The sequence below is a fragment of the Streptomyces goshikiensis genome (assembly GCF_014650555.1).
Lineage (GTDB): Bacteria > Actinomycetota > Actinomycetes > Streptomycetales > Streptomycetaceae > Streptomyces > Streptomyces goshikiensis.
On sequence record NZ_BMVE01000005.1, the window covers coordinates 477106 to 496389 of the forward strand.

Sequence of the window (19284 nt, forward strand, 5' to 3'; positions counted from 1 at the left end):
TAGGGTTCCGCCCATGACGCGCAGTGCCCAGCGAGCCGCCCGGTGGACCCGGTCGACGCTGCTCGCCGCGCTGCTGCTGGGGATCGTCACGATGCACACGCTGGGTCATCCGAGCGAGTCCCACGCCATGGAAGACGTGACCGGGGCCCGCACCGTTGCCCAAGAACACTCCCTTCCGGCGCACCAGGCAACGGCGGCCCACCAGGCACCGGCCCACCGGGCACCCGCGGCGCACGCCGTCGCGCCCGCGCCCGGCGGCGGCCCGGCGGTCCACGCGCCTCCGGGGAGCGCCATGGACCCCATGTCCGTGTGCCTGGCCGTCCTCGCCGGGCTGGTGCTGCTCACCCTCGGCCGGGCGCTCGTCCGCTACGACGGCGGCCGCGCCACCGGAGGCCGCCTCCCCGGCCGCGTCCCCGCCGGCCCCGATCCGCCCGGACCGCGGGAGCTCCTGCGGCGGCTGGCGGTCCTGCGCGTATAGGGGCCGGGCTCCGCTGTCGCCCCGGCGCGCCCACGGGCCCGCGCGGCGACGGCAGACGGCGTCCCTCCACCCGCATCGCCCACCCGAGGTGCACCCATGCGCTCCCTTCCCACCCGCCGCGCCGTACTCGGCGCCTCCGCCGCCCTCGCCGGCTCCGGCCTGCTCTCCGCCTGCTCCGACGCCGGCACGGGCCCGGCCACCGGCCAGGGCTCCACCGGCCACGGCGCCATGCGGCACGGCGGCTCGGCCGCCGACACCCCGCCCGGCTACGTGGACCCGGCCGGCCCCGAGGTCCGGGCCGCCGAGGCCGCCCGCAAGGCCACCGGCCCGCTCACCGAGGTCAAGGTCACCGCCACCGCCACCCCGCTCGACCTGGGCGGCGGGGTCTCCGTCCGCTCCTGGGCGTACGGGGACACGCTGCCCGGCAAGGAGGTGCGGGCCACCGCGGGCGGCACCCTCGCCCTGACCCTGGCCAACAACCTCCCCGAGGCCACCTCCCTGCACTGGCACGGCCTGGCCCTGCGCAACGACATGGACGGCGTCCCCGGGCTCACCCAGCGGGACATCGCCCCGGGCGGCTCGTTCTCCTACAAGTTCGCCGTCCCGACGCCGGGGACGTTCTGGTTCCACCCGCACACCGGGGTCCAGCAGGACCGCGGGCTCTACGCCCCGCTGATCATCGAGGACCCCAAGGAGCCGCTCTCCTACGACAAGGAGTGGGTGGTCGTCCTGGACGACTGGCTCGACGGGGTGGACGGCTCCACCCCGGACGCCGTACTGGCCTCGCTACGCAAGGGCATGGCCGCGAACCACGCGGCGCACGGCCCCCAGGCGGGCAAGACGGCCAAGCCCGGAACGCCCGGGACGACCGGCACGACCCGCAGCGGCGGACCCGACCGGCTGCTCATGGGCAGCGAGAGCGACATCCTCGGCAAGGAGGCCGGCGATGTCGCCTACCCCCACTACCTGATCAACGGCCGGGTGCCCGCCGACCCCTCGGTGTTCACCGCGAAGCCCGGCGACCGGATCCGGCTGCGCATCGTCAACGCGGGCGGGGACACCGCGTTCCGCATCGCCCTCGGCGGCCACCAGCTGACGGTCACCCACACCGACGGCTTCCCCGTCGAGCCCGCCACGACCGACTGCCTGCTGCTCGGCATGGGCGAGCGCTACGACGTCCTGGTCACCGCCGGGGACGGGGTGTTCCCGCTCACCGCGCTCGCCGAGGGCAAGGGGCAGGCGGCCCTCGCCGTGCTGCGCACCGGGGCGGGCACCGCTCCGACCGCCTCGACCCGGCCCGCCGAGCTGGAGTCACGGCCGCTGCCGGCGGACGAGCTCAAGGCCGCCGGGTCCGTGGCGCTCGACGGCCGCGAACCGGACCGCACCCTCCAGATGCGGCTGACCGGGAACATGCAGCGGTACAACTGGGCCTTCGACAACGAGCCGTACACCCCGGAGCAGCGGCGTCCGGTGAAGGCGGGCGAGCGCGTACGGATCGAGTTCGCCAACTCGACGCCCATGTGGCACCCGCTCCACCTGCACGGACACACCTTCGCGTTGGGCACGGGCGGCCAGGGCGGCGCCCGCAAGGACACCACGATCATCCTGCCGGGCCAGCGGCTGACGGTGGAGTTCGACGCCGACAACCCGGGGCTGTGGATGGCGCACTGCCACAACGTCTACCACTCGGAGTCGGGGATGATGACGGTCCTCGGCTACCAGCTCTGACGGGCCGCCCCGGTCCGGCGCGGGTCCGGCGCGGTCCCGCCGCGCCGGACCGGGGCGCAATGGAGCGGCGGGCCGCCCGGCGCGCATGGCAATCTGGTGATCTCCACGCGCGGGCCGTCCCAGCCGGCCGCGCCCCGACACAAGGAATCGCCGCCGGCATGAGCAACTCCGCCAACCCGCCCAGCAACCCGACCGAACCGCCGACGGAGCCCGCGGACACTCCCATACCGGAGGCGGCCGCGACGCCGCCGCTGTCACTCCAGAAGACCCCGGCCGCAACTCCGGCCCCCGCCCCTGCCGCGGCTCCGGCCCCGGAACCGGCCGCCGCACCCGCACCCCCCGCCGCCCCGGCACCCGCACCCGCACCGGCACCGGCACCCGCCCCGGCCCCCGCGCTCGGTGCCTTCGCGCCGCCCGGCGCCTTCGCGCCGCCCGGGCCGATGCCGCCGAACGCCCAGCCCGGCGGCTTCGGCGCCCCCGCCCCGGCTGCCAACCCCTGGGCCGCGCACACCGCGTACGGCGCCACCCCCGGCAACCCGTGGGGCCGCCCGGCCGAGCCCACCAACGGCCTGGCCGTGGCCTCGCTGGTGCTCGGCATCGCGGGCGTCGTGGTCGGCATCCTCCCGATCTTCTTCTGGGTGGGCGCCATCACGGCCCTCGTCGCCATCGGCGTGGGCATCGGCGGCATCGTCCGCGCCCTCGGCGGGGCCCCGCGCAAGACGATGGCGATCATCGGCACGGTCCTCGGTCTCCTCGGCATCGGCGCGGCCTTCGGCGGGCTCTACCTGACCGGCCTCGTCATGGAGAAGGCCTCCCGGCACGTCGAGCACGAGATCGACGAGGACTGGGACGAGGACGACTTCGGCTCCCTCGCGCCGCCGTCGCCGAAGCCCTCGCCGACCGACGTCCCCGGCATCACCAGCCCGCTCCCGTTCGGCGAGACGTACACGTACCCGAACGGCATCAAGGTGACCCTCTCGACGCCGAAGAAGTTCGTCACCAAGAACAAGTACTCCCAGGTGGGCAACGCCGTGGTGATGACGCTCACCATCACGAACGACTCGACCGAGCCCCACAACGTCATCTACGCGATGCCCAACGTCCGCGACGAGAACGGCATGGCCGCCAAGCTCGTCTTCGACGGCGACGTCCCCAAGATGATCCGGGGCGACATCCTGCCCGGCCGCTCCGCCAGCGGGGTCGCGGCCTTCGAGGTCCCTGAGGGCACCGAGCGGATCACCGCCGACATCTCCCCCGGGATCCAGCTGCCCAACGCGAAGTTCAGCGGCCGGATCGGCTGACCGGAAAACCGGTTCTCCGGCACATCCGAGGGGCGGGACCCAGGACATCGCGTCAGAAAGACGATTAGACTGGGCCCGTGCCTCAACTTCGCCTCGCTCTGAATCAGATCGACTCGCAGGTCGGCAACATCGCCGCCAACGCCGACTCGGTCGTCCACTGGACCCGGCACTCCGCCGAGCAGGGCGCCCACCTGGTGGCGTTCCCGGAGATGATGCTGACCGGGTACCCCGTCGAGGACCTCGCCCTGCGCGGCTCCTTCGTCGAGGCCTCCCGTACCGCGCTGCGCGCACTCGCGGAGCGGCTGGCGGCCGAGGGCTTCGGCGGGCTGCCGGTCATCGTGGGCTACCTCGACCGTACGGAGCGGGCCGCGCCCCGGCTCGGCCGCCCGGCGGGCTCCCCGGAGAACGCCGCCGCCGTGCTGTACGGCGGGAAGGTCGTCCTGCGCTTCGCCAAGCACCACCTCCCCAACTACGGCGTGTTCGACGAGTTCCGCTACTTCGTGCCGGGCGACACGCAGCCGGTGATCCGGGTGCGCGGCGTGGACGTGGCCCTGGCCATCTGCGAGGACCTCTGGCAGGAGGGCGGCCGCGTCCCGGCGACCCGCTCCGCCGGGGCCGGGCTGCTGATCTCCGTCAACGCCTCCCCGTACGAGCGCGACAAGGACGACCTGCGCCTCGAACTGGTGCGCAAGCGCGCCAAGGAGGCCGGCTGCACCCTCGCCTACCTTGCGATGATCGGCGGCCAGGACGAGCTGGTCTTCGACGGGGACTCCATCGTCGTGGACGGCGCCGGCGAGGTCATCGCCCGCGCCCCGCAGTTCTCCGAGGGCTGCGTGCTGGTCGACCTGGAGCTGCCGGCCGCCCGGGCCGACGCCCCCGAGGGCGTGGTCGACGACGGCCTGCGCATCGACCGCGTGGTCCTCTCCGAGGAGCCGGTGGAGCCGTACGAGCCGGTGGTGCCGGGCGGTTACGCCGACCGGCTGGAGGACGACGAGGAGGTCTACGACGCGCTGGTCGTGGGCCTGCGCGCGTACGTCCGCAAGAACGGCTTCCGCTCGGTCCTCATCGGGCTCTCCGGCGGCATCGACTCGGCGCTCGTCGCCGCCCTCGCCTGCGACGCGATCGGCGCGCAGAACGTGTACGGCGTGTCGATGCCCTCGAAGTACTCCTCGGACCACTCCAAGGGCGACGCGGCCGAGCTGGCCGAGCGGACCGGGCTGAACTTCCGGACCGTGTCGATCGAGCCGATGTTCGACGCGTACATGGGCGCGCTGGGTCTGACGGGCCTGGCGGAGGAGAACCTCCAGTCCCGGCTGCGCGGCACCCTGCTGATGGCGCTCTCCAACCAGGAGGGCCACATCGTGCTGGCCCCGGGCAACAAGTCGGAGCTGGCGGTCGGCTACTCCACCCTGTACGGGGACTCGGTGGGCGCGTACGGCCCGATCAAGGACGTCTACAAGTCGGACGTCTTCCGCCTCGCCGAGTACCGCAACAGGGCGGCGGCCGAGCGCGGCGAGATCCCGCCGATCCCGGAGAACTCCATCGTGAAGCCGCCGAGCGCGGAACTGCGGCCGGGCCAGGTGGACACGGACTCGCTGCCCGGCTATCCGGTGCTCGACGCGATCCTGGCGATGTACGTGGACCGCGACCAGGGCCTGGACGCGATCGTCGCGGCCGGCTTCGACGCGGAGCTGGTGGCGAAGACCCTGCGGATGGTGGACACGGCGGAGTACAAGCGCCGCCAGTACCCGCCGGGCACGAAGATCTCCGCGAAGGGCTTCGGCAAGGACCGCCGCCTGCCTGTCACGAACGGCTGGCGCGAGCAGGCGTAGCGGCGCCCGCAAGCCCGCGAGGGCCCCGGCCGCCGATGAGGACGGCGGCCGGGGCCCTCGTGCGTGCGGGCGGGCCCGCCCTAGGGCTTGACGGTGACGCGGGCGGCGATCGGGAGGTGGTCGCTGCCCGTGCGCGGCAGTGACCAGGAGGCCTCCGGCTGGATGCCGCGGACCATGATCTGGTCGATCCGGGCCATCGGGAACTGGGCGGGCCAGGTGAAGCCGAAGCCGTCGCCGGCTGCGCCCTGCGTGGAGCGCATCTGCGAGGTGACCTCGGACAGGGACCGGTCGTTCATGGTCCCGTTGAGGTCGCCGAGCAGGATGACCTTCTTCAGCGGTTCGGCGGCGAGCGCGGCGCCCAGCGCGTCGGCGCTGTTGTCGCGCTGGTTGGCGGTGAAGCCGGCGTTCAGCTTGACCCGGACGGAGGGCAGGTGGGCGACGAAGACGGCGATGGGCCCCTGCGGGCTGCTCACGGTGGCGCGCATGGCCCGGGTCCAGCCGAGCCGGATGTCCACGGCCTGGCTGGCGGTGAGCGGGTACTTGCTCCACACCCCGACCGTGCCCTCGACGGAGTGGTACTTGTAGACGGCTCCGAGGTACTTCTCGTACGTGGGGACGGCGCCCGCCTTGAGCTCGGTCAGGGCGAGGACGTCGGAACCGGACTTCGCCAGCGACTGGGCGGTGCTCTTCGGGTCGGGGTTGTCGGCGTCCACGTTGTGCGTGGCCACGACCAGGTTGCCGCCGGATCCCGACTTGTCGGTGACCAGGCCCCCGAACAGGTTCACCCAGACCACGGCGGTCAGCAGTATCGCGATCAGCGCCGTCGCGGACTTGCGGACCACGGCGGCGACCAGCAGCAACGGCACCGCCACGCCCAGCCAGGGCAGGAAGGTCTCGGTGAGACTGCCGAGGTTGCCCACGTCGTTGGGCAGGCTGGCGTGGAAGATCATCACGAGGGAGATCAGCGCGGCCAGCCCGGCGGTCACGATGCCGCGCCGCCAGATGCCCGGGTCTCCGCGCAGTTCGGCCAGTCGGCGTCGGAGGCCGGATCCGGAGGGCTCGGGCTCCGAGCCGCCGTTTCCCGTCTCCGTCATGTACGCCTGTGCCATGCCGCTGCCCTCACTGCCGTGCTCGCGCTCCGTCCCCGCCCCTTGACCCTAGGCGATGTGCGGAGCATTCCGTGCCGTTTGTCCGGCCGTACGTCCGGGAGGACGAACGCTCATGCGGTGCGGGTTCCGCTTGTCACGAAACGCGCACATTGGGCCCGTACGCGGGGGGCGGGGCCCGGAGTGTGACGGACCGGGCACCGTGGCACTTCCGTACCGGGCCCGGCTGGTGCCACCATGGTGGGTGAGTCCGGGGACGCCGTAAGGGTGCCTCGAGATGACACGAGGAGCAGTTGCAATGACGCATGCCGTTTCGCCTGCCCGCGAGAGTGCCGGCCCCTCCCTGTACGGGGGCACGCGCACCCGGCGCATCACGGTCCGCGACCTCACGCTCGCCAAGGAGCGCGGCGAGAAGTGGCCCATGCTCACCGCCTACGACGCGATGACCGCGTCGGTGTTCGACGAGGCCGGGATCCCGGTCGTGCTCGTCGGTGACTCGATGGGCAACTGTCACCTGGGTTACGAGACCACCGTCCCCGTGACGATGGACGAGATGACCCTGCTGTCGGCGGCCGTGGTGCGGGGCACCAGCCGGGCGCTGGTCGTCGGTGACCTGCCGTTCGGCTCGTACCAGGAAGGCGCCGTGCAGGCGCTGCGCAGTGCCACTCGCCTGGTCAAGGAGGCCGGGGTCGGGGCGGTCAAGCTGGAGGGCGGCGAGCGTTCGCTGGCCCAGACCGAGCTGATCGTGCAGTCCGGCATCCCGGTCATGTCGCACCTGGGTCTGACCCCGCAGTCCGTGAACGCCATGGGCTACCGGGTGCAGGGCCGTGGCGACGAGGCCGCGCACCAGCTGCTGCGCGACGCGAAGGCCGCGCAGGACGCGGGCGCGTTCGCGGTGGTCCTGGAGCTGGTTCCGGCCGAGCTGGCCGCCGAGGTCACCCGGTCCCTGCACATCCCGACCGTCGGCATCGGCGCCGGCTCGGAGTGCGACGCGCAGGTGCTGGTGTGGACCGACATGATGGGTCTGACCGGCGGGAAGATGCCGAAGTTCGTGAAGCAGTACGCGAACCTGCGCCAGACCATGGGCGACGCGGCGAAGGCCTTCGCCCAGGACGTGGTCGGCGGAGCGTTCCCGCAGGAGGAGCACGCCTTCCACTGATCGCCGTAGCGCGTTCACGGCCCGCCGGCACCTCCGCCGGCGGGCCGTGGGCCGTGAACCGTGAGCCGTGTGCGGGCCTCCTGCGGGCGGCTCGTCAGTGGACTGTCGGTGGCTTGTCGGCGGGTTGTCGGTGGCGGCTGGTCCCATGGTGGACATGACGCGAACCGACAACAATCCGCCGCAGGGCCCGCTCGCCGTGGAGGTGCGGGGGCTGGTCAAGCACTACGGGGAGACCAAGGCCCTCGACGGCGTGGACCTCGATGTCCGGGAGGGCACGGTCCTCGGGGTCCTCGGCCCCAACGGCGCCGGCAAGACCACCCTCGTCCGCTGCCTCTCCACCCTGGTCATCCCCGACGCCGGCACCGCCTTCGTCGCCGGCTACGACGTGGTGCGCCAGCCCCGCCAGCTGCGCCGCACCATAGGCCTCACCGGCCAGTACGCCTCGGTCGACGAGAAGCTCTCCGGCCGGGAGAACCTCTACATGATCGGCCGGCTGCTCGACCTGTCCCGCAAGGACGCCCGCACCCGCGCCGACGAGCTCCTGGAGCGGTTCTCGCTCACCGACGCCGCGAAGAAGGCCGCGATGCACTACTCCGGCGGCATGCGCCGCCGGCTCGACCTGGCCGCCTCGATGATCGGCCACCCGGCCGTGCTGTACCTGGACGAGCCGACCACCGGTCTGGACCCCCGCACCCGCAACGAGGTGTGGGACGAGGTGCAGCGGATGGTCTCCGAGGGGGTCACCGTCCTGCTCACCACCCAGTACATGGAGGAGGCCGAGCAGCTCGCGAGCGAGCTGACGGTCATCGACAAGGGCAAGGTCATCGCCAGCGGCAAGGTCGACGAGCTGAAGGCGCGCGTCGGCGGCCGGACGCTGAAGGTCCGCCCCGTCTCCGTGTCCGACCTGCCGGGCATGGCGCGCTCGCTGTCCGAGGCCGGTCTGGACGGCGTGGCCGGTTCGCAGATCGCGTCCGAGGAGGGCGTGCTGCTGGTCCCGATCCTGAGCGACGAGCAGCTGACCGCCGTGGTCGGCCTGCTGGCCGCCCGCGGGTACGCGATCGCCGACCTCGGCACGTACCTGCCCAGCCTGGACGAGGTGTTCCTGTCCATCACCGGCCAGAAGCCCAGCGCCCCCGACTCCGTTCCCGCCCAGCAGACCGAGGAGGTCGCGGCATGAGCACCGTAACCACGTCCAAGCCCGGTGGCGGCGCGGCCGCCCCGGTGGCCGCCGCCACCGCCGCCGCGGTCCGGACCGAGGACGGCCGGATCGGCCTGCGGGCCAATCTGCGGCACATCGGCGCCCTGGTGCGCCGCAACACCCTGCAGATCAAGCAGGACCCCGAGTCGATGTTCGACGTCCTGTTCATGCCGATCGTCTTCACGCTGCTGTTCGTGTACGTCTTCGGCGGCGCGATCGCGGGCAAGGGCAACCAGGGCGACTACGTCAACTACCTGGTGCCCGGCCTGATGGCGATGATGGGCATGAACATCGCCATGGCCGTCGGCACCGGCGTCAACGACGACTTCAAGAAGGGCGTGATGGACCGCTTCCGGTCCATGCCCATCGCCCGCTCCTCGGTGCTCATCGCGAAGATCGTGGTGGAGCTCGGCCGGATGATGATCGCCATCGGCATCCTACTGATCATGGGCTTCATCCTGGGCATGTCGATCAAGACCTCGGTGCTGGACCTGCTCCTCGCCATCGGGCTGTCGGCCGTGTTCGGCGCCTCGCTGATGTGGATCTTCATCCTGCTCGGGCTCACCCTGAACTCGGCGCAGGCCGTCCAGGGCATGGCGATGGTGGTGCTGATGCCGCTGCAGTTCGGCAGCTCCATCTTCGCCAAGCCGGCGACCATGCCGGGCTGGCTGCAGAGCTTCACCGACTACAACCCGCTGTCCAACCTGGCCGACGCGGCACGCGGCCTGATGATCGGCGGCCCGGTCGGCCACCCGGCGACGGTCACCCTGATCTGGTCGGTCGCCATCACCGCGGTCACCATGCCGCTCGCCGTCCGCAAGTTCCGCCAGAAGACCTGACCCGGGACGGCCGGTCCGTTCCGGATCGCGTCCCGGACGGGCCCCGCACGGGGGGCCGGGTCAGACGAGGGCGGTGGCCTCCTCCAGGGTGAGGCCGCCGCCTTCGGCGTACGCGGCCTCGTACCCGGCATCGCCCAGCGCCGCCCGCGCCATCTCCTCGGCGCGGGCGGCGTCCGCGCGTTCGGTGCTGACCGGGAAGTGCGCGGGCGGCAGGTGGGCCCGGTACGCGCCGATCAGCCGGGCGGCGTCCCGCGGCCGCTCCGGGCCGCCGGGCGAGGCGAGCGAGACGGCCGCCGTCAGCAGGAACACGGCGGACAGCTGCGGGGCGACCATCACCGCGAGCGGATCGCGGGCGTCGGCCGAGGCCGCGCGGACCACCGCCAGGGCGTCCTCGTACTCGCCCTCCTCGTTGTCCAGCCAGGCCACCGTGGCCAGGAGGAACACGTCGAACACGGCGTACGCGCCGAAGGTGAACTCCTCGCGCAGCGCCGCCACCTGGGCGCGGGCCTCGGCGAACCGCCCGGTGCGGCCGAGGATGCCCGCGAGGAACATCCGGGCGGCGGGTGTGGCCTCGTTGCCGTAGCGCTCCACCCTGCCGAGGATCTCGCCCAGGATCTCCTCGGCCGCCTCCGTCTCCCCGGCCTCGGTGAGGGTCCCGGCCATCCGCACGCGGAGCACCGTCACCTGCGCCCTGGCGCCGAGGCGTTCGGCGTGCTCGATCGCCGCGCGGAAGTCCTGGGTGGCCAGGGCGTACTCGCCGCGCTTCTCGCGTGCCTCGGCGCGGGCGGAGAGGGCCTCGGCGCAGCCCCAGTCGTCGCCGAGCTCACGGAAGAGGGCCAGGCTCTCCTCGGCGTCACGGGCCGCGTCGCCGGCCCAGTCGGCGCGGTTGGCCAGGATGTTGGCGCGCAGCTGGAGGGCGGAGGCGAGCTCCCAGCGGTAGCCGAGGGACCGGGCGGTCTCTACGCTCTCGTGCACGACGCGGCGGAGCAGCTCGGTGTCGCCGGAGATCATCACGGCGTAGACCCACAGGCCGGCCGGGGGCCGGCAGGTCTGCGGGAGGCCGGGCCGGTAGACGCTCGTCATGGCCGCGATCTGCTCGCGTATCTCCGGGGTGCTCCAGTCGGCGCTGTTCTGGTCGCGGGCGGCCAGCCGGATCAGCTGGATGCCGCGCCAGCCCTCGGTGAGCAGTTCGCCGGAGTACGGCGGCGGCGCGTCGACGATCCGCTCCAGGACGGGTGCGGCGGGTGCGGCGGGCGGCGCGAAGGGGTCCGGGCCGAGCGGCGCGGCGGCCTCGGACCAGTGCCGGGACTCGGTGCGCAGGTCCTGCATGACCCAGTACCAGACCAGGGAGTGGACCAGGCACAGCACCTCGTCGGCGTCGCGGAGCGCGACGGCTCGGCGCAGGGCGGTGCGGAGGTTCTCGTACTCGGTGGAGAGCAGTGCGGCGGCGGCGCGCTGGCCGTGGCCGCGCAGCGACGGCTCGGTGGTGCGGGCGAGTTCGCGGTAGTGGGTGAGGTGGCGCCGCTCGGTGTCGGCGCGGTCCCCGGCGGCCTCGGCCAGCCGTTCGGCGGCGTACTCGGCGACGGTCTCCAGCAGCCGGTAGCGCATCTCGTCGCCGCCCTGACCGGGGGCGGCGACGACGAGGGACTTGTCGACGAGGGAGCCGAGGGTGTCGGCGACGTCCAGGACGTCGGTGGTGTCGGTGGCGTCGGCGCAGACGGCCTCGGCGGCGGCGAGGTCGCAGCCGCCGGCGAAGACGGACAGGCGCCGCAGAACGGTGCGTTCGGGCGCGTCCAGCAGCTCCCAGGACCAGTCGACGACGGCGCGCAGGGTCTGCTGGCGGGGCAGGACGGTCCGGGAGCCGCTGGTCAGGAGCCGGAAGCGGTCGTCGAGGCGGTCGGCGATCTGGCGCGGGGTCAGCAGCCGCAGCCGGGCCGCGGCCAGCTCGATGGCGAGCGGGAGACCGTCCAGACGCCGGCAGATCTCCGCGGCCGAGGCGGGGTCGTCGGCGGGGGTGAAGCCGGGGCGGGCGGCGGCCCCGCGGTCGGCCAGCAGCCGCAGCGCGACGGGGTCGGGCAGCGGCTCGACGGGCCGCAGGCTCTCGCCGGGGACGCCGAGGGGTTCGCGGCTGGTGGCGAGGATCCGGATGCCGGGGCAGCGCGCCAGGATCTCGGCGGCGAGTTCGGCGGCGGCGCCGACGACGTGCTCGCAGTTGTCCAGGAGCAGCAGGAGGCGGCGGCCCGCGCAGTGGTCGGCGAGCCGGTCGAGGGGGCCGTCGCCGGCCCGGCCGGTGAGCGCCCGCAGCTCCTCGGCGGCGGCGCCGCGCAGCTTGGTCTCCCGCGCCCCGAGCGCGGCGAGGACGGCGTCGGCGACGTCCTCCGGGTCGTCCACGGGCGCCAGCTCCACGAGCCACACCCCGTCGGGCCAGCGGGCGGGGTCCTGTGCCTCGGCGGCCTCCTGGGAGAGCCGGGTCTTCCCGGCCCCGCCGGGCCCGAGCAGCGTCACGAGCCGGGCCCGCGCGAGGTCCTCCCCGATGACGCGGATGTCGTCTTCGCGCCCGACGAAGGTGGTGAGGCGGGCCCGCAGGTTCCCGGGCGGCAGGCCCCGGCCGGGCGCGGCGCGGTCGGCGGTGCCGTCGGCCGCCGCGGCCGGCAGACCCGCGCCGGCCGAGTGGTCCGGGTGGGAGGGGTGGTCCGGGTGGGGCTCGGGGGCGGGCGCGGGGGCGGGCGCCGGGGCCGGGGCCGGGGTCAGGAGGGCGGCGTGCAGGGTGCGCAGGGCGGGGCCCGGGTCGGTGCCGAGCCGGCCGGCCAGCTCCCGGCGGAGCGCGTCGTAGGCGGCCAGCGCCTCCGCCGGGCGGCCGGTGTCGCGCAGGGCGCGGATGCGGAGGGCGTGGAGCGGCTCGTCCAGGGGGGCGGCCGCGCACAGCGCGGTCAGCTCCGGGAGCGCGGACTCCGCCTGCCCGAGGTCGAGGGCGGCGGCGAGCCGGCCCCGGCGCGCCTGTGACCGCAGCGCCTCCCACCGGGCGGACTCCGCCGCCCCGTCCGGCAGCGAGGCCAGCGCCGGCCCGCGCCACAGGGCGAGCCCCTCGTCGTACAGGGCTGCCGCCTCGGCCGGGTCGGTGGTCTCGGCGGCCGCCCGGGCGAGGCGTTCGAAGCGGTACAGGTCGATGTCCTCCCGGTCGGCTGCCAGGGCGTACCCGCTCTCCCCGGAGCCCACGGCCGCCTGCCCGAGCGCCCGCCGCAGCCGGGCCACCAGCGCTTGCAGCGCGGCCACGGCGTCCGCGGGCGGGTCGCCGTCCCATACGTCGGCGACGAGCGCGCGCACCGGCACCGCCCGCCCCGGCCGCAGCGCGAGCGCGGTCAGCAGCGCCCGCAGGCGTGCTCCGCCGACGGCGACGGGGGTGCCGTCGTCGCGGATGGCCTGGGTGGTGCCGAGAATCGTGTAGCGCACCGGCCCATTCTCCCGGACCCGGGCCCCGGCCCGTCCGGAACGCGGGATAGGTTCGCCGCATGGGTCATCAGGGCGGCCGCGGCGAGCGGCGTATCAGTGCGGTATTCCTCGGCATCGTCGCGGTGATGGCGGTCACCGGCTGGGCGGTGTGGACGGACTACGCGGCCAGTCCGGGCCTCGCCGTGTTCCTCTTCGTGACCTCCGCGTGGATCGTCTCGCTCTGCCTGCACGAGTACGCGCACGCCCGCACCGCCCTGCACGGCGGCGACCTCACCGTCGGCGCCAAGGGCTACCTGACGCTGAATCCGCTCAAGTACACGCACGCGCTGCTCAGCATCGTGCTGCCGGTGCTGTTCGTCATCATGGGCGGCATCGGCCTGCCCGGCGGGGCCGTGTACATCGAGCGCGACCGGATCGCGGGCCGCTGGAAGCACAGCCTCATCTCGGCGGCGGGCCCGCTGGCCAACGTCGCGTTCGCGATCGTGTGCACGGCCCCGTTCTGGCTGCACGCCCTGGACGGGGTGCCGGTGGCGTTCCGCTTCGCGCTGGCCTTCCTGGCCCTGCTCCAGGTCTCGGCGGCGATCTTGAACTTCCTGCCGGTGCCGGGCCTGGACGGCTACGGGATCATCGAGCCCTGGCTCTCGCACCGGGTGCGCCGCGAGCTGGCGCCGATCGCGCCGTTCGGGCTGATCGCCCTGTTCGCGATGCTGTGGATCCCGGAGGTCAACCAGTTCTTCTTCGGCGTGGTGGACGGCGTGCTGTCCGCGCTGGGCGTGAACGAGCGGGCCGCCTACTGCGGCCAGGACCTCTACCGCTTCTGGCAGGGCGGCGACTCGTTCTTCTGCGCCGCGCCGGTCGAGTAGCCGCGCCCGGCGAGATGCCCTAGACCGCCTGGCGGGTGTTCTCCGCGGCCTTGGCCGCCTTCGCCTTGCGCAGGTAGAACCAGGCCATGTTGGACGTGACGCCGGCCAGCAGCACCCACACGATCCCGAGGAAACTGCCCTCCACGAAGGCGACGACGGCCGCGGCCACGGACAGGGCGCAGACGACTACGGCGAACACGGCAAGGCGGGGCATGGGGAACAGCTCCTCGGCGACACGGGACGGGTAGAGCCCCTCCAGTGTCCCCCATGCCCCGCCGTGCTCCCGTAAAGGCACCCGGGCTCCCCCCTCCCGGCCCTTTTTCGCCATTTGCCTGATCTTCCGGCCGACGCGCCGCTACGGTCGCCGGACAGGACGACGGCCCGGCCCGCTCGGCCCGTTGTGGACGACGCCGGGCGTCTGGGGGGAGAGACATGCGGGAGATCTCCAAGGGTGCGAACGTCAGCCTGACCGCCCTCAGTGAGGACGCCGGCTCGGTCGTGGTGAGCCTGGGCTGGAGCAGCGCTTCGGGGGCGGGCGACGCCGACGTCTCCGTCCTTCTCGTCGGCGAGGACGGCAAGGTCCGCAGCGAGAACGACTTCTACTTCTACAACAACCCCGCGGCCGCGGACGGCAGCGTGCAGCTGCTGGGCAAGACGCCGACCGAAAGCGGGGACGAGGACCGGATCGGGGTGGACCTGACCGCCGTCCCGGAGGAGGTGGCCCGGATCGTCGTGGCCGCCAGCCAGTACGGCGGCACCCGCTTCGGCGACCTGGACGGGCTGCGGATGACGGTCGCGGACAGGTCGGGCGAACCGCTGGTCGGGTTCTCGATCGACGACGCGAGCGTGGAGACGGCGTTCATCTTCGGCGAGCTGTACCGGCGCGGGGAGGAGTGGAAGTTCCGCGCGGTCGGGCAAGGCTACGAGACCGGTCTGGCGGGGCTGGCCACGGACTTCGGCATCGCCGTCGAGGAATCCGAGGAGCCGGAGCAGCCGGAGGCGGCAGCGGAACCGCCGGAGCCGGGCGGTGCCGTGGCGCCGCGGGCGGCGCAGACCACGACGGCGGGAACCCCCGGGCCCGCCGGGAGCCCGGCCGCGCCTCAGACGGCGCAGCCGGAGAGCGGAACCGCCGGGGGCCCGGCCGCGCCGGGGGCCGCGGAACCACAGGCGGCGACGGAGGGAACCGTCAGCCCGGCCGCACCGCAGGCGGCGCAGGCGACGGCGGAAGCCGCCGGCCCCGCCGCGCCCGCGGGGCGGCCGCCGGGCCCGGGCGCCGTCCCCGCCCAGGCGCGCGGGCCCCGGACGACGCGGAAGAAGGTGACGCTGCCCAAGGCGCCCGGGAAGTCGCTCGCCGAGAACGAGTCCTGGCGCCCGGCCCGGCTGTTCCCCGTCCCGTCGCTGAAGAGCGACAAGGAGCGGGAGGTGCGCGCCACCTCGGTGCTGTTGTCCGTCATGGCGCAGGTGCCGGAGTTCGGCCGCCGCCTCACCGCCGCGTTCGGCGCTCCCGCCGGGCGGATGCAGACCTTCACCGAGGTGTCCCTCCCCCACGGCGACACCCCGCGGCGCCCGGACGGGGTGATCCGGGTCGAGCGGGCCGGGAAGCTGTGGACAGCGCTGGTGGAGACGAAGACCAACGGGAACCCGCTGCGGCCCGAGCAGGTGCAGCAGTACATGGACATCGCCGCCCGCCGCGGCTACGAGTCGGTGATCACGCTCTCCAACGACGTGGCCCTCGAAGGCACCGCCATGGTGGACGTCAAGGTCGACGGGCGCCGCAAGCACAAGGTCGGCCTCTGGCACCTGTCCTGGGCCGAGGTGGCCCATCAGGCCCAGCTGCTGATCCGGCACGAGGGCGTGGGCAACGCCGCGCACGCCTGGCTCCTGCAAGAGCTGCTGGCGTACCTCCAGCACGAGCAGTCGGGCTGCCACGGTTTCCAGAACATGGGCCCGGCCTGGGTCCCCGTCCGCAACGGCATCGAGGACGAGACCCTGTGCCTCGGGGATCCGCGCGCCACCGAGGTCGTCGAGAGCTGGGAGCGGCTGATCCGCCAGGTCTGTCTGCGGCTCGGCGGGGAGCTCGGCCAGAAGGCGCTGCCGGTGCAGCGGGTGCGGCGCGGCAGTGATCCGCTGAGCCGGCGCGCGGCGGCCGCGGAGCGGCTCTGCCTGGACGGCAGGCTCTCGGCGGAGCTGCGCGTCGAGGGGACGAGCAGTGTCATCGCGGTGACGGCCGACCTGCGGACGGCGAAGATCCGCACCTCGGTGGACGTGCCCGCGCCGGAGGGCTCGTATCCGCTGGTGACGGTGCGGCGGCTGGTGCGGCTGCTGGCCGAGGCCCCGGCGGACCTGCACGTGGAGAGCCTCGTCGAGGGCGAGAACGGGCCGCGCGGGACGCTGGAGCGGCTGCGGCCCGAGCCCGGCGACCTGGTGCCGAGGAACGGGGCCGCCGTCACCGGGTTCCGGCTGACGCTGATCAAGGGCATGGGCAACAGCCGCGGCAACACTGAGTCCGGTTTCATCCGCAGCGTCGACGAGGCCGTGGACCGGTTCCGGCAGGGGGTGGTGGCGCACCTCGGGCCCCTTGAGGCGCGTGCGGGCCGCCGCGGGTGACTGCGGCGGCGGCCCGGCCGTGGTGGCTCAGACGTCCGTGACGCGCAGGCCCGCGTGGGCCTTGTAGCGGCGGTTGGTGGAGATCAGGTTGGCGACGAGCGCCTCGACCTGGTGGGCGCCCCGGAGCCGGCCCGCGAACACGCCGCGCATGCCGGGGATGCGGGCGGTGAGGGCCTGGACGATGTCGGTGTCGGCGCGGGAGTCGCCGAGGACCATCACGTCGGTGTCGATCTCCTCGACCGTCTCGTCCTGGAGCAGGACGGCCGAGAGGTGGTGGAAGGCCGCGGTCACCCGGGAGTCGGGGAGCAGGGCCGCGGCCTGCTGGGCGGCGCTGCCCTCCTCGACCTGGAGGGCGTACGCGCCCTGCTTGTCGAAGCCCAGCGGGTTGACGCAGTCCACGACGAGCTTGCCCGCGAGGTCCTCGCGCAGCGCTTCGAGGGTCTTGGCGTGCCCCTCCCAGGGCACCGCGACGATCACGATGTCGCTGCGGCGGGCGCACTCCGCGTTGTCCGCGCCCTCCACGCCGAGGCCGAGTTCCTCGGCGGCGGTGCGCGCGCGGTCTGCGGCGCGCGAGCCGATGATCACCTTCTGGCCGGCCCGGGCGAACCGGTAGGCGAGGCCCCGGCCCTGGTCGCCGGTGCCGCCGAGGACGCCGACGACGAGGCCGGTGACGTCCGGGAGGTCCCACGGGTCCTTGACCGGCGGCTTCTGCGTCCCCGGTGCCTGCGTGCTGTCTGTGGAAGTCATGGGGGCGAGCGTACTGCCGAGTATGCGAAAGCCACACAGGTCCGCACGGTCGGGGCAACCGGCCCCGGAAGCCCTCCGGACGTCCCCCGGATGGTGCAGGATGCCGTCATGGACGCCGTCAGGGTCGCGCTGCTGCGCGAGGTGCTCGCCGGTACGCGGTGGCCGGGTGCCGCCCGGCAGTTCGCCGGGGCGCTGCGGCGGTCGGTCGTACCGGCCGGCGGCGGTCTGCTGCTGGTGGGGACCGAGCGGTACGAGCCGTGGCACCTGGCCGCGCACCTGGTGGACGAAGCCGCCTGGTCGGGGCAGCCGGAGCTGGCGCCGACGCTGGTGCGGCATCACGTACGGCCGGGTGAGCCGCCGCACCTCTCGGTGGGGCTGGGCCGGCTGGCGGCGGCGCGGCGGGGTCAGACGCTGCTGGTGGTGGCGCCGGCGCAGCCCGGCGCGGGGCTGCTGGAGCGGGTGTGCGACGCCCGGCGGGCGGGGGCGACCGTACTGTCCCTGGACGGCGGGGATCCGGATCTGGCGGCGCTCGCGCACGAGGGGCTGTCGGTGCCGGAGGGCGCCGCCGAGCTCGATCTGGACACGGTGCAGCACCTGGTCAGCGCGGCGGCGGGGGAGAACGGCCTGCCGGCGCAGCGCGGGCCCGTCCGGCTCCGGGACCGGCTGGCCCGGCTGGCCGATCAGCTGACCGCGCCGCCGCCGAGCCGCTGGTAGGGCCGGCCGTCAGGGCGTGGTGCCCTCTTCCTCGGCGCCCTCGCGGGACTTGTCGTTCCACGCCGGGTCGTTCTGCCATTCGAGGTTCCGCTCCTGTGCGGTCTCCATGGCGTGGGCGGCCTCTTCAGGGGTGCCGTACGGTCCGAACCGGTCCTTGGCCGGGCATTCCGGGCCTTCCTCGACCTTGTGGTGGACCAGGCAGTAGTACCACTCGCCGGGTTTGCCCACCTGACGCTTCTTGAACAGGGCCATCGTCCTCGGGTTCCTCTCGTTACGGTCTCTGTCGCCAGCCTGCCCCATCACCGCTGGATACACTCGTTCGCATGTCTGGCCAGTCGCTGCTCGTACCCGGCGAGCTCTCCCCCGCCCGTTCCGTCCCCGGCAACATCCGCCGGCCCGAGTACGTGGGCAAGCCCGCGCCCACTCCGTACACCGGACCGGAGGTGCAGACGGCCGAGACGATCGAGGCCATGCGCATCGCCGGCCGGATCGCCGCCCAGGCGATGGAAGAGGCCGCCAAGCTCATCGCGCCGGGGGTGACCACCGACGAGCTGGACCGGGTCGCCCACGCGTACATGTGCGACCACGGCGCCTACCCCTCGACGCTGGGCTACCGGGGCTACCCGAAGTCCCTGTGCTCCTCGGTCAACGAGGTCATCTGTCACGGGATCCCCGACTCGACCGTCCTGCGGGACGGCGACATCGTGAACCTCGACGTGACCGCGTTCATCGGCGGGGTGCACGGCGACAACAACGCCACGTACCTGTGCGGCGAGGTGGACGAGGAGTCGCGGCTGCTGGTGGAGCGCACCCGCGAGGCGCTGAACCGGGCCATCAAGGCCGTGAAGCCGGGCCGCCAGATCAACATCATCGGCCGGGTCATCGAGTCGTACGCGAAGCGTTTCGGTTACGGCGTGGTCCGGGACTTCACCGGCCACGGCATCAACTCGTCCTTCCACTCCGGTCTGATCATCCCGCACTACGACAGCCCGCACGCCACCACCACGATCGTGCCCGGCATGACCTTCACGATCGAGCCGATGCTGACGCTGGGCACCCACGAATACGACATGTGGGACGACGGCTGGACGGTCGTCACCAAGGACCGCAAGCGCACCGCGCAGTTCGAGCACACCCTCGTGGTGACCGAGTCGGGGGCGGAGATCCTGACCCTGCCGTAGCCCGGTACGCGCGGATTTTTTACCGACAAGGCGTCGGGAACACATTGACTTAGGTATGCCTAAGTAGGAGGATCGGGTGTG

16 protein-coding genes are annotated in these 19284 nt (G+C 73.5%); 11 read left to right on the top strand and 5 right to left on the bottom strand.

Annotated features, from left to right (window positions below; genetic code table 11):
• Positions 1 to 13 precede the first annotated feature (13 nt).
• From IE248_RS18395 to IE248_RS18410, 4 genes are all read left to right on the top strand, one after another.
• Positions 14 to 478 (top strand): hypothetical protein, encoded by a 465-nt coding sequence (locus IE248_RS18395; RefSeq protein ID WP_190031166.1) that lies wholly within the window; start codon positions 14 to 16, stop codon positions 476 to 478.
• A gap of 96 nt (positions 479 to 574) precedes the next feature.
• A complete protein-coding gene (locus IE248_RS18400) occupies positions 575 to 2206 on the top strand; it encodes a multicopper oxidase family protein (RefSeq protein WP_190031167.1) in 1632 nt (543 codons plus the stop codon).
• Positions 2207 to 2364: 158 nt separating this feature from the next.
• Positions 2365 to 3507, top strand: coding sequence for a DUF4190 domain-containing protein (locus tag IE248_RS18405; RefSeq protein WP_190031168.1), 1143 nt, complete (start codon positions 2365 to 2367; stop codon positions 3505 to 3507).
• Positions 3508 to 3584: 77 nt separating this feature from the next.
• The gene (locus tag IE248_RS18410) at positions 3585 to 5339 is read left to right on the top strand and encodes an NAD+ synthase (RefSeq protein ID WP_190031169.1); all 1755 of its coding nucleotides are present in this window, start codon (positions 3585 to 3587) and stop codon (positions 5337 to 5339) included.
• Between the two features lie 80 nt (positions 5340 to 5419).
• Here the strand turns inward: IE248_RS18410 and IE248_RS18415 are convergent, their stop codons facing one another.
• Complete coding sequence (locus IE248_RS18415; RefSeq protein WP_075806928.1) at positions 5420 to 6448, bottom strand: endonuclease/exonuclease/phosphatase family protein; 1029 nt, start codon at positions 6446 to 6448, stop codon at positions 5420 to 5422.
• 295 nt (positions 6449 to 6743) lie between these two features.
• Here IE248_RS18415 and panB point away from each other — a divergent pair, with 295 nt between their 5' ends.
• The 3 genes from panB to IE248_RS18430 all read left to right on the top strand — a co-directional run bounded on the left by panB (position 6744) and on the right by IE248_RS18430 (position 9641).
• Positions 6744 to 7604, top strand: a complete 861-nt coding sequence (panB, locus tag IE248_RS18420; RefSeq protein WP_073796164.1) for a 3-methyl-2-oxobutanoate hydroxymethyltransferase — start codon at positions 6744 to 6746, stop codon at positions 7602 to 7604.
• 145 nt (positions 7605 to 7749) lie between these two features.
• The gene (locus tag IE248_RS18425) at positions 7750 to 8781 is read left to right on the top strand and encodes an ATP-binding cassette domain-containing protein (RefSeq protein ID WP_008743667.1); all 1032 of its coding nucleotides are present in this window, start codon (positions 7750 to 7752) and stop codon (positions 8779 to 8781) included.
• Entirely contained in the window at positions 8778 to 9641 is an 864-nt protein-coding gene (locus IE248_RS18430; protein WP_073796162.1) for an ABC transporter permease, read from the top strand. The genes IE248_RS18425 and IE248_RS18430 overlap by 4 nt, the downstream gene beginning before the upstream one ends.
• Before the next feature lie 60 nt (positions 9642 to 9701).
• Here the strand turns inward: IE248_RS18430 and IE248_RS18435 are convergent, their stop codons facing one another.
• Entirely contained in the window at positions 9702 to 13091 is a 3390-nt protein-coding gene (locus IE248_RS18435; protein ID WP_190031170.1) for an AfsR/SARP family transcriptional regulator, read from the bottom strand.
• Positions 13092 to 13150: 59 nt separating this feature from the next.
• On the opposite strand from IE248_RS18435, the gene IE248_RS18440 reads away from it, so the two are divergent.
• On the top strand, positions 13151 to 13954 hold the full coding sequence (locus IE248_RS18440; protein WP_008743664.1) for a site-2 protease family protein: 804 nt from the start codon (positions 13151 to 13153) through the stop codon (positions 13952 to 13954).
• 19 nt (positions 13955 to 13973) lie between these two features.
• On the opposite strand, the gene IE248_RS18445 is transcribed toward IE248_RS18440, so the two are convergent.
• Positions 13974 to 14168: a hypothetical protein gene (locus tag IE248_RS18445; protein WP_037795240.1), complete on the bottom strand. Its 195-nt coding sequence runs from the start codon at positions 14166 to 14168 to the stop codon at positions 13974 to 13976.
• A gap of 218 nt (positions 14169 to 14386) precedes the next feature.
• Here IE248_RS18445 and IE248_RS18450 point away from each other — a divergent pair, with 218 nt between their 5' ends.
• Positions 14387 to 16561: a TerD family protein gene (locus IE248_RS18450; RefSeq protein ID WP_190031171.1), complete on the top strand. Its 2175-nt coding sequence runs from the start codon at positions 14387 to 14389 to the stop codon at positions 16559 to 16561.
• A gap of 27 nt (positions 16562 to 16588) precedes the next feature.
• Here IE248_RS18450 and npdG read toward each other — a convergent pair whose 3' ends face one another.
• A complete protein-coding gene (gene npdG / locus IE248_RS18455) occupies positions 16589 to 17308 on the bottom strand; it encodes an NADPH-dependent F420 reductase (RefSeq protein WP_037797522.1) in 720 nt (239 codons plus the stop codon).
• A gap of 108 nt (positions 17309 to 17416) precedes the next feature.
• On the opposite strand from npdG, the gene IE248_RS18460 reads away from it, so the two are divergent.
• Positions 17417 to 18022 carry a hypothetical protein gene (locus IE248_RS18460; RefSeq protein ID WP_008743658.1) on the top strand — a complete coding sequence of 202 codons (606 nt, stop codon included), beginning with the start codon at positions 17417 to 17419 and terminating at the stop codon, positions 18020 to 18022.
• Positions 18023 to 18031: 9 nt separating this feature from the next.
• Here the strand turns inward: IE248_RS18460 and IE248_RS18465 are convergent, their stop codons facing one another.
• Positions 18032 to 18274, bottom strand: a complete 243-nt coding sequence (locus IE248_RS18465; protein ID WP_008743657.1) for a hypothetical protein — start codon at positions 18272 to 18274, stop codon at positions 18032 to 18034.
• A gap of 71 nt (positions 18275 to 18345) precedes the next feature.
• Between IE248_RS18465 and map the strand changes: the two genes are divergently transcribed.
• Complete coding sequence (gene map / locus IE248_RS18470; RefSeq protein ID WP_073779806.1) at positions 18346 to 19203, top strand: type I methionyl aminopeptidase; 858 nt, start codon at positions 18346 to 18348, stop codon at positions 19201 to 19203.
• Positions 19204 to 19284 lie beyond the last annotated feature (81 nt).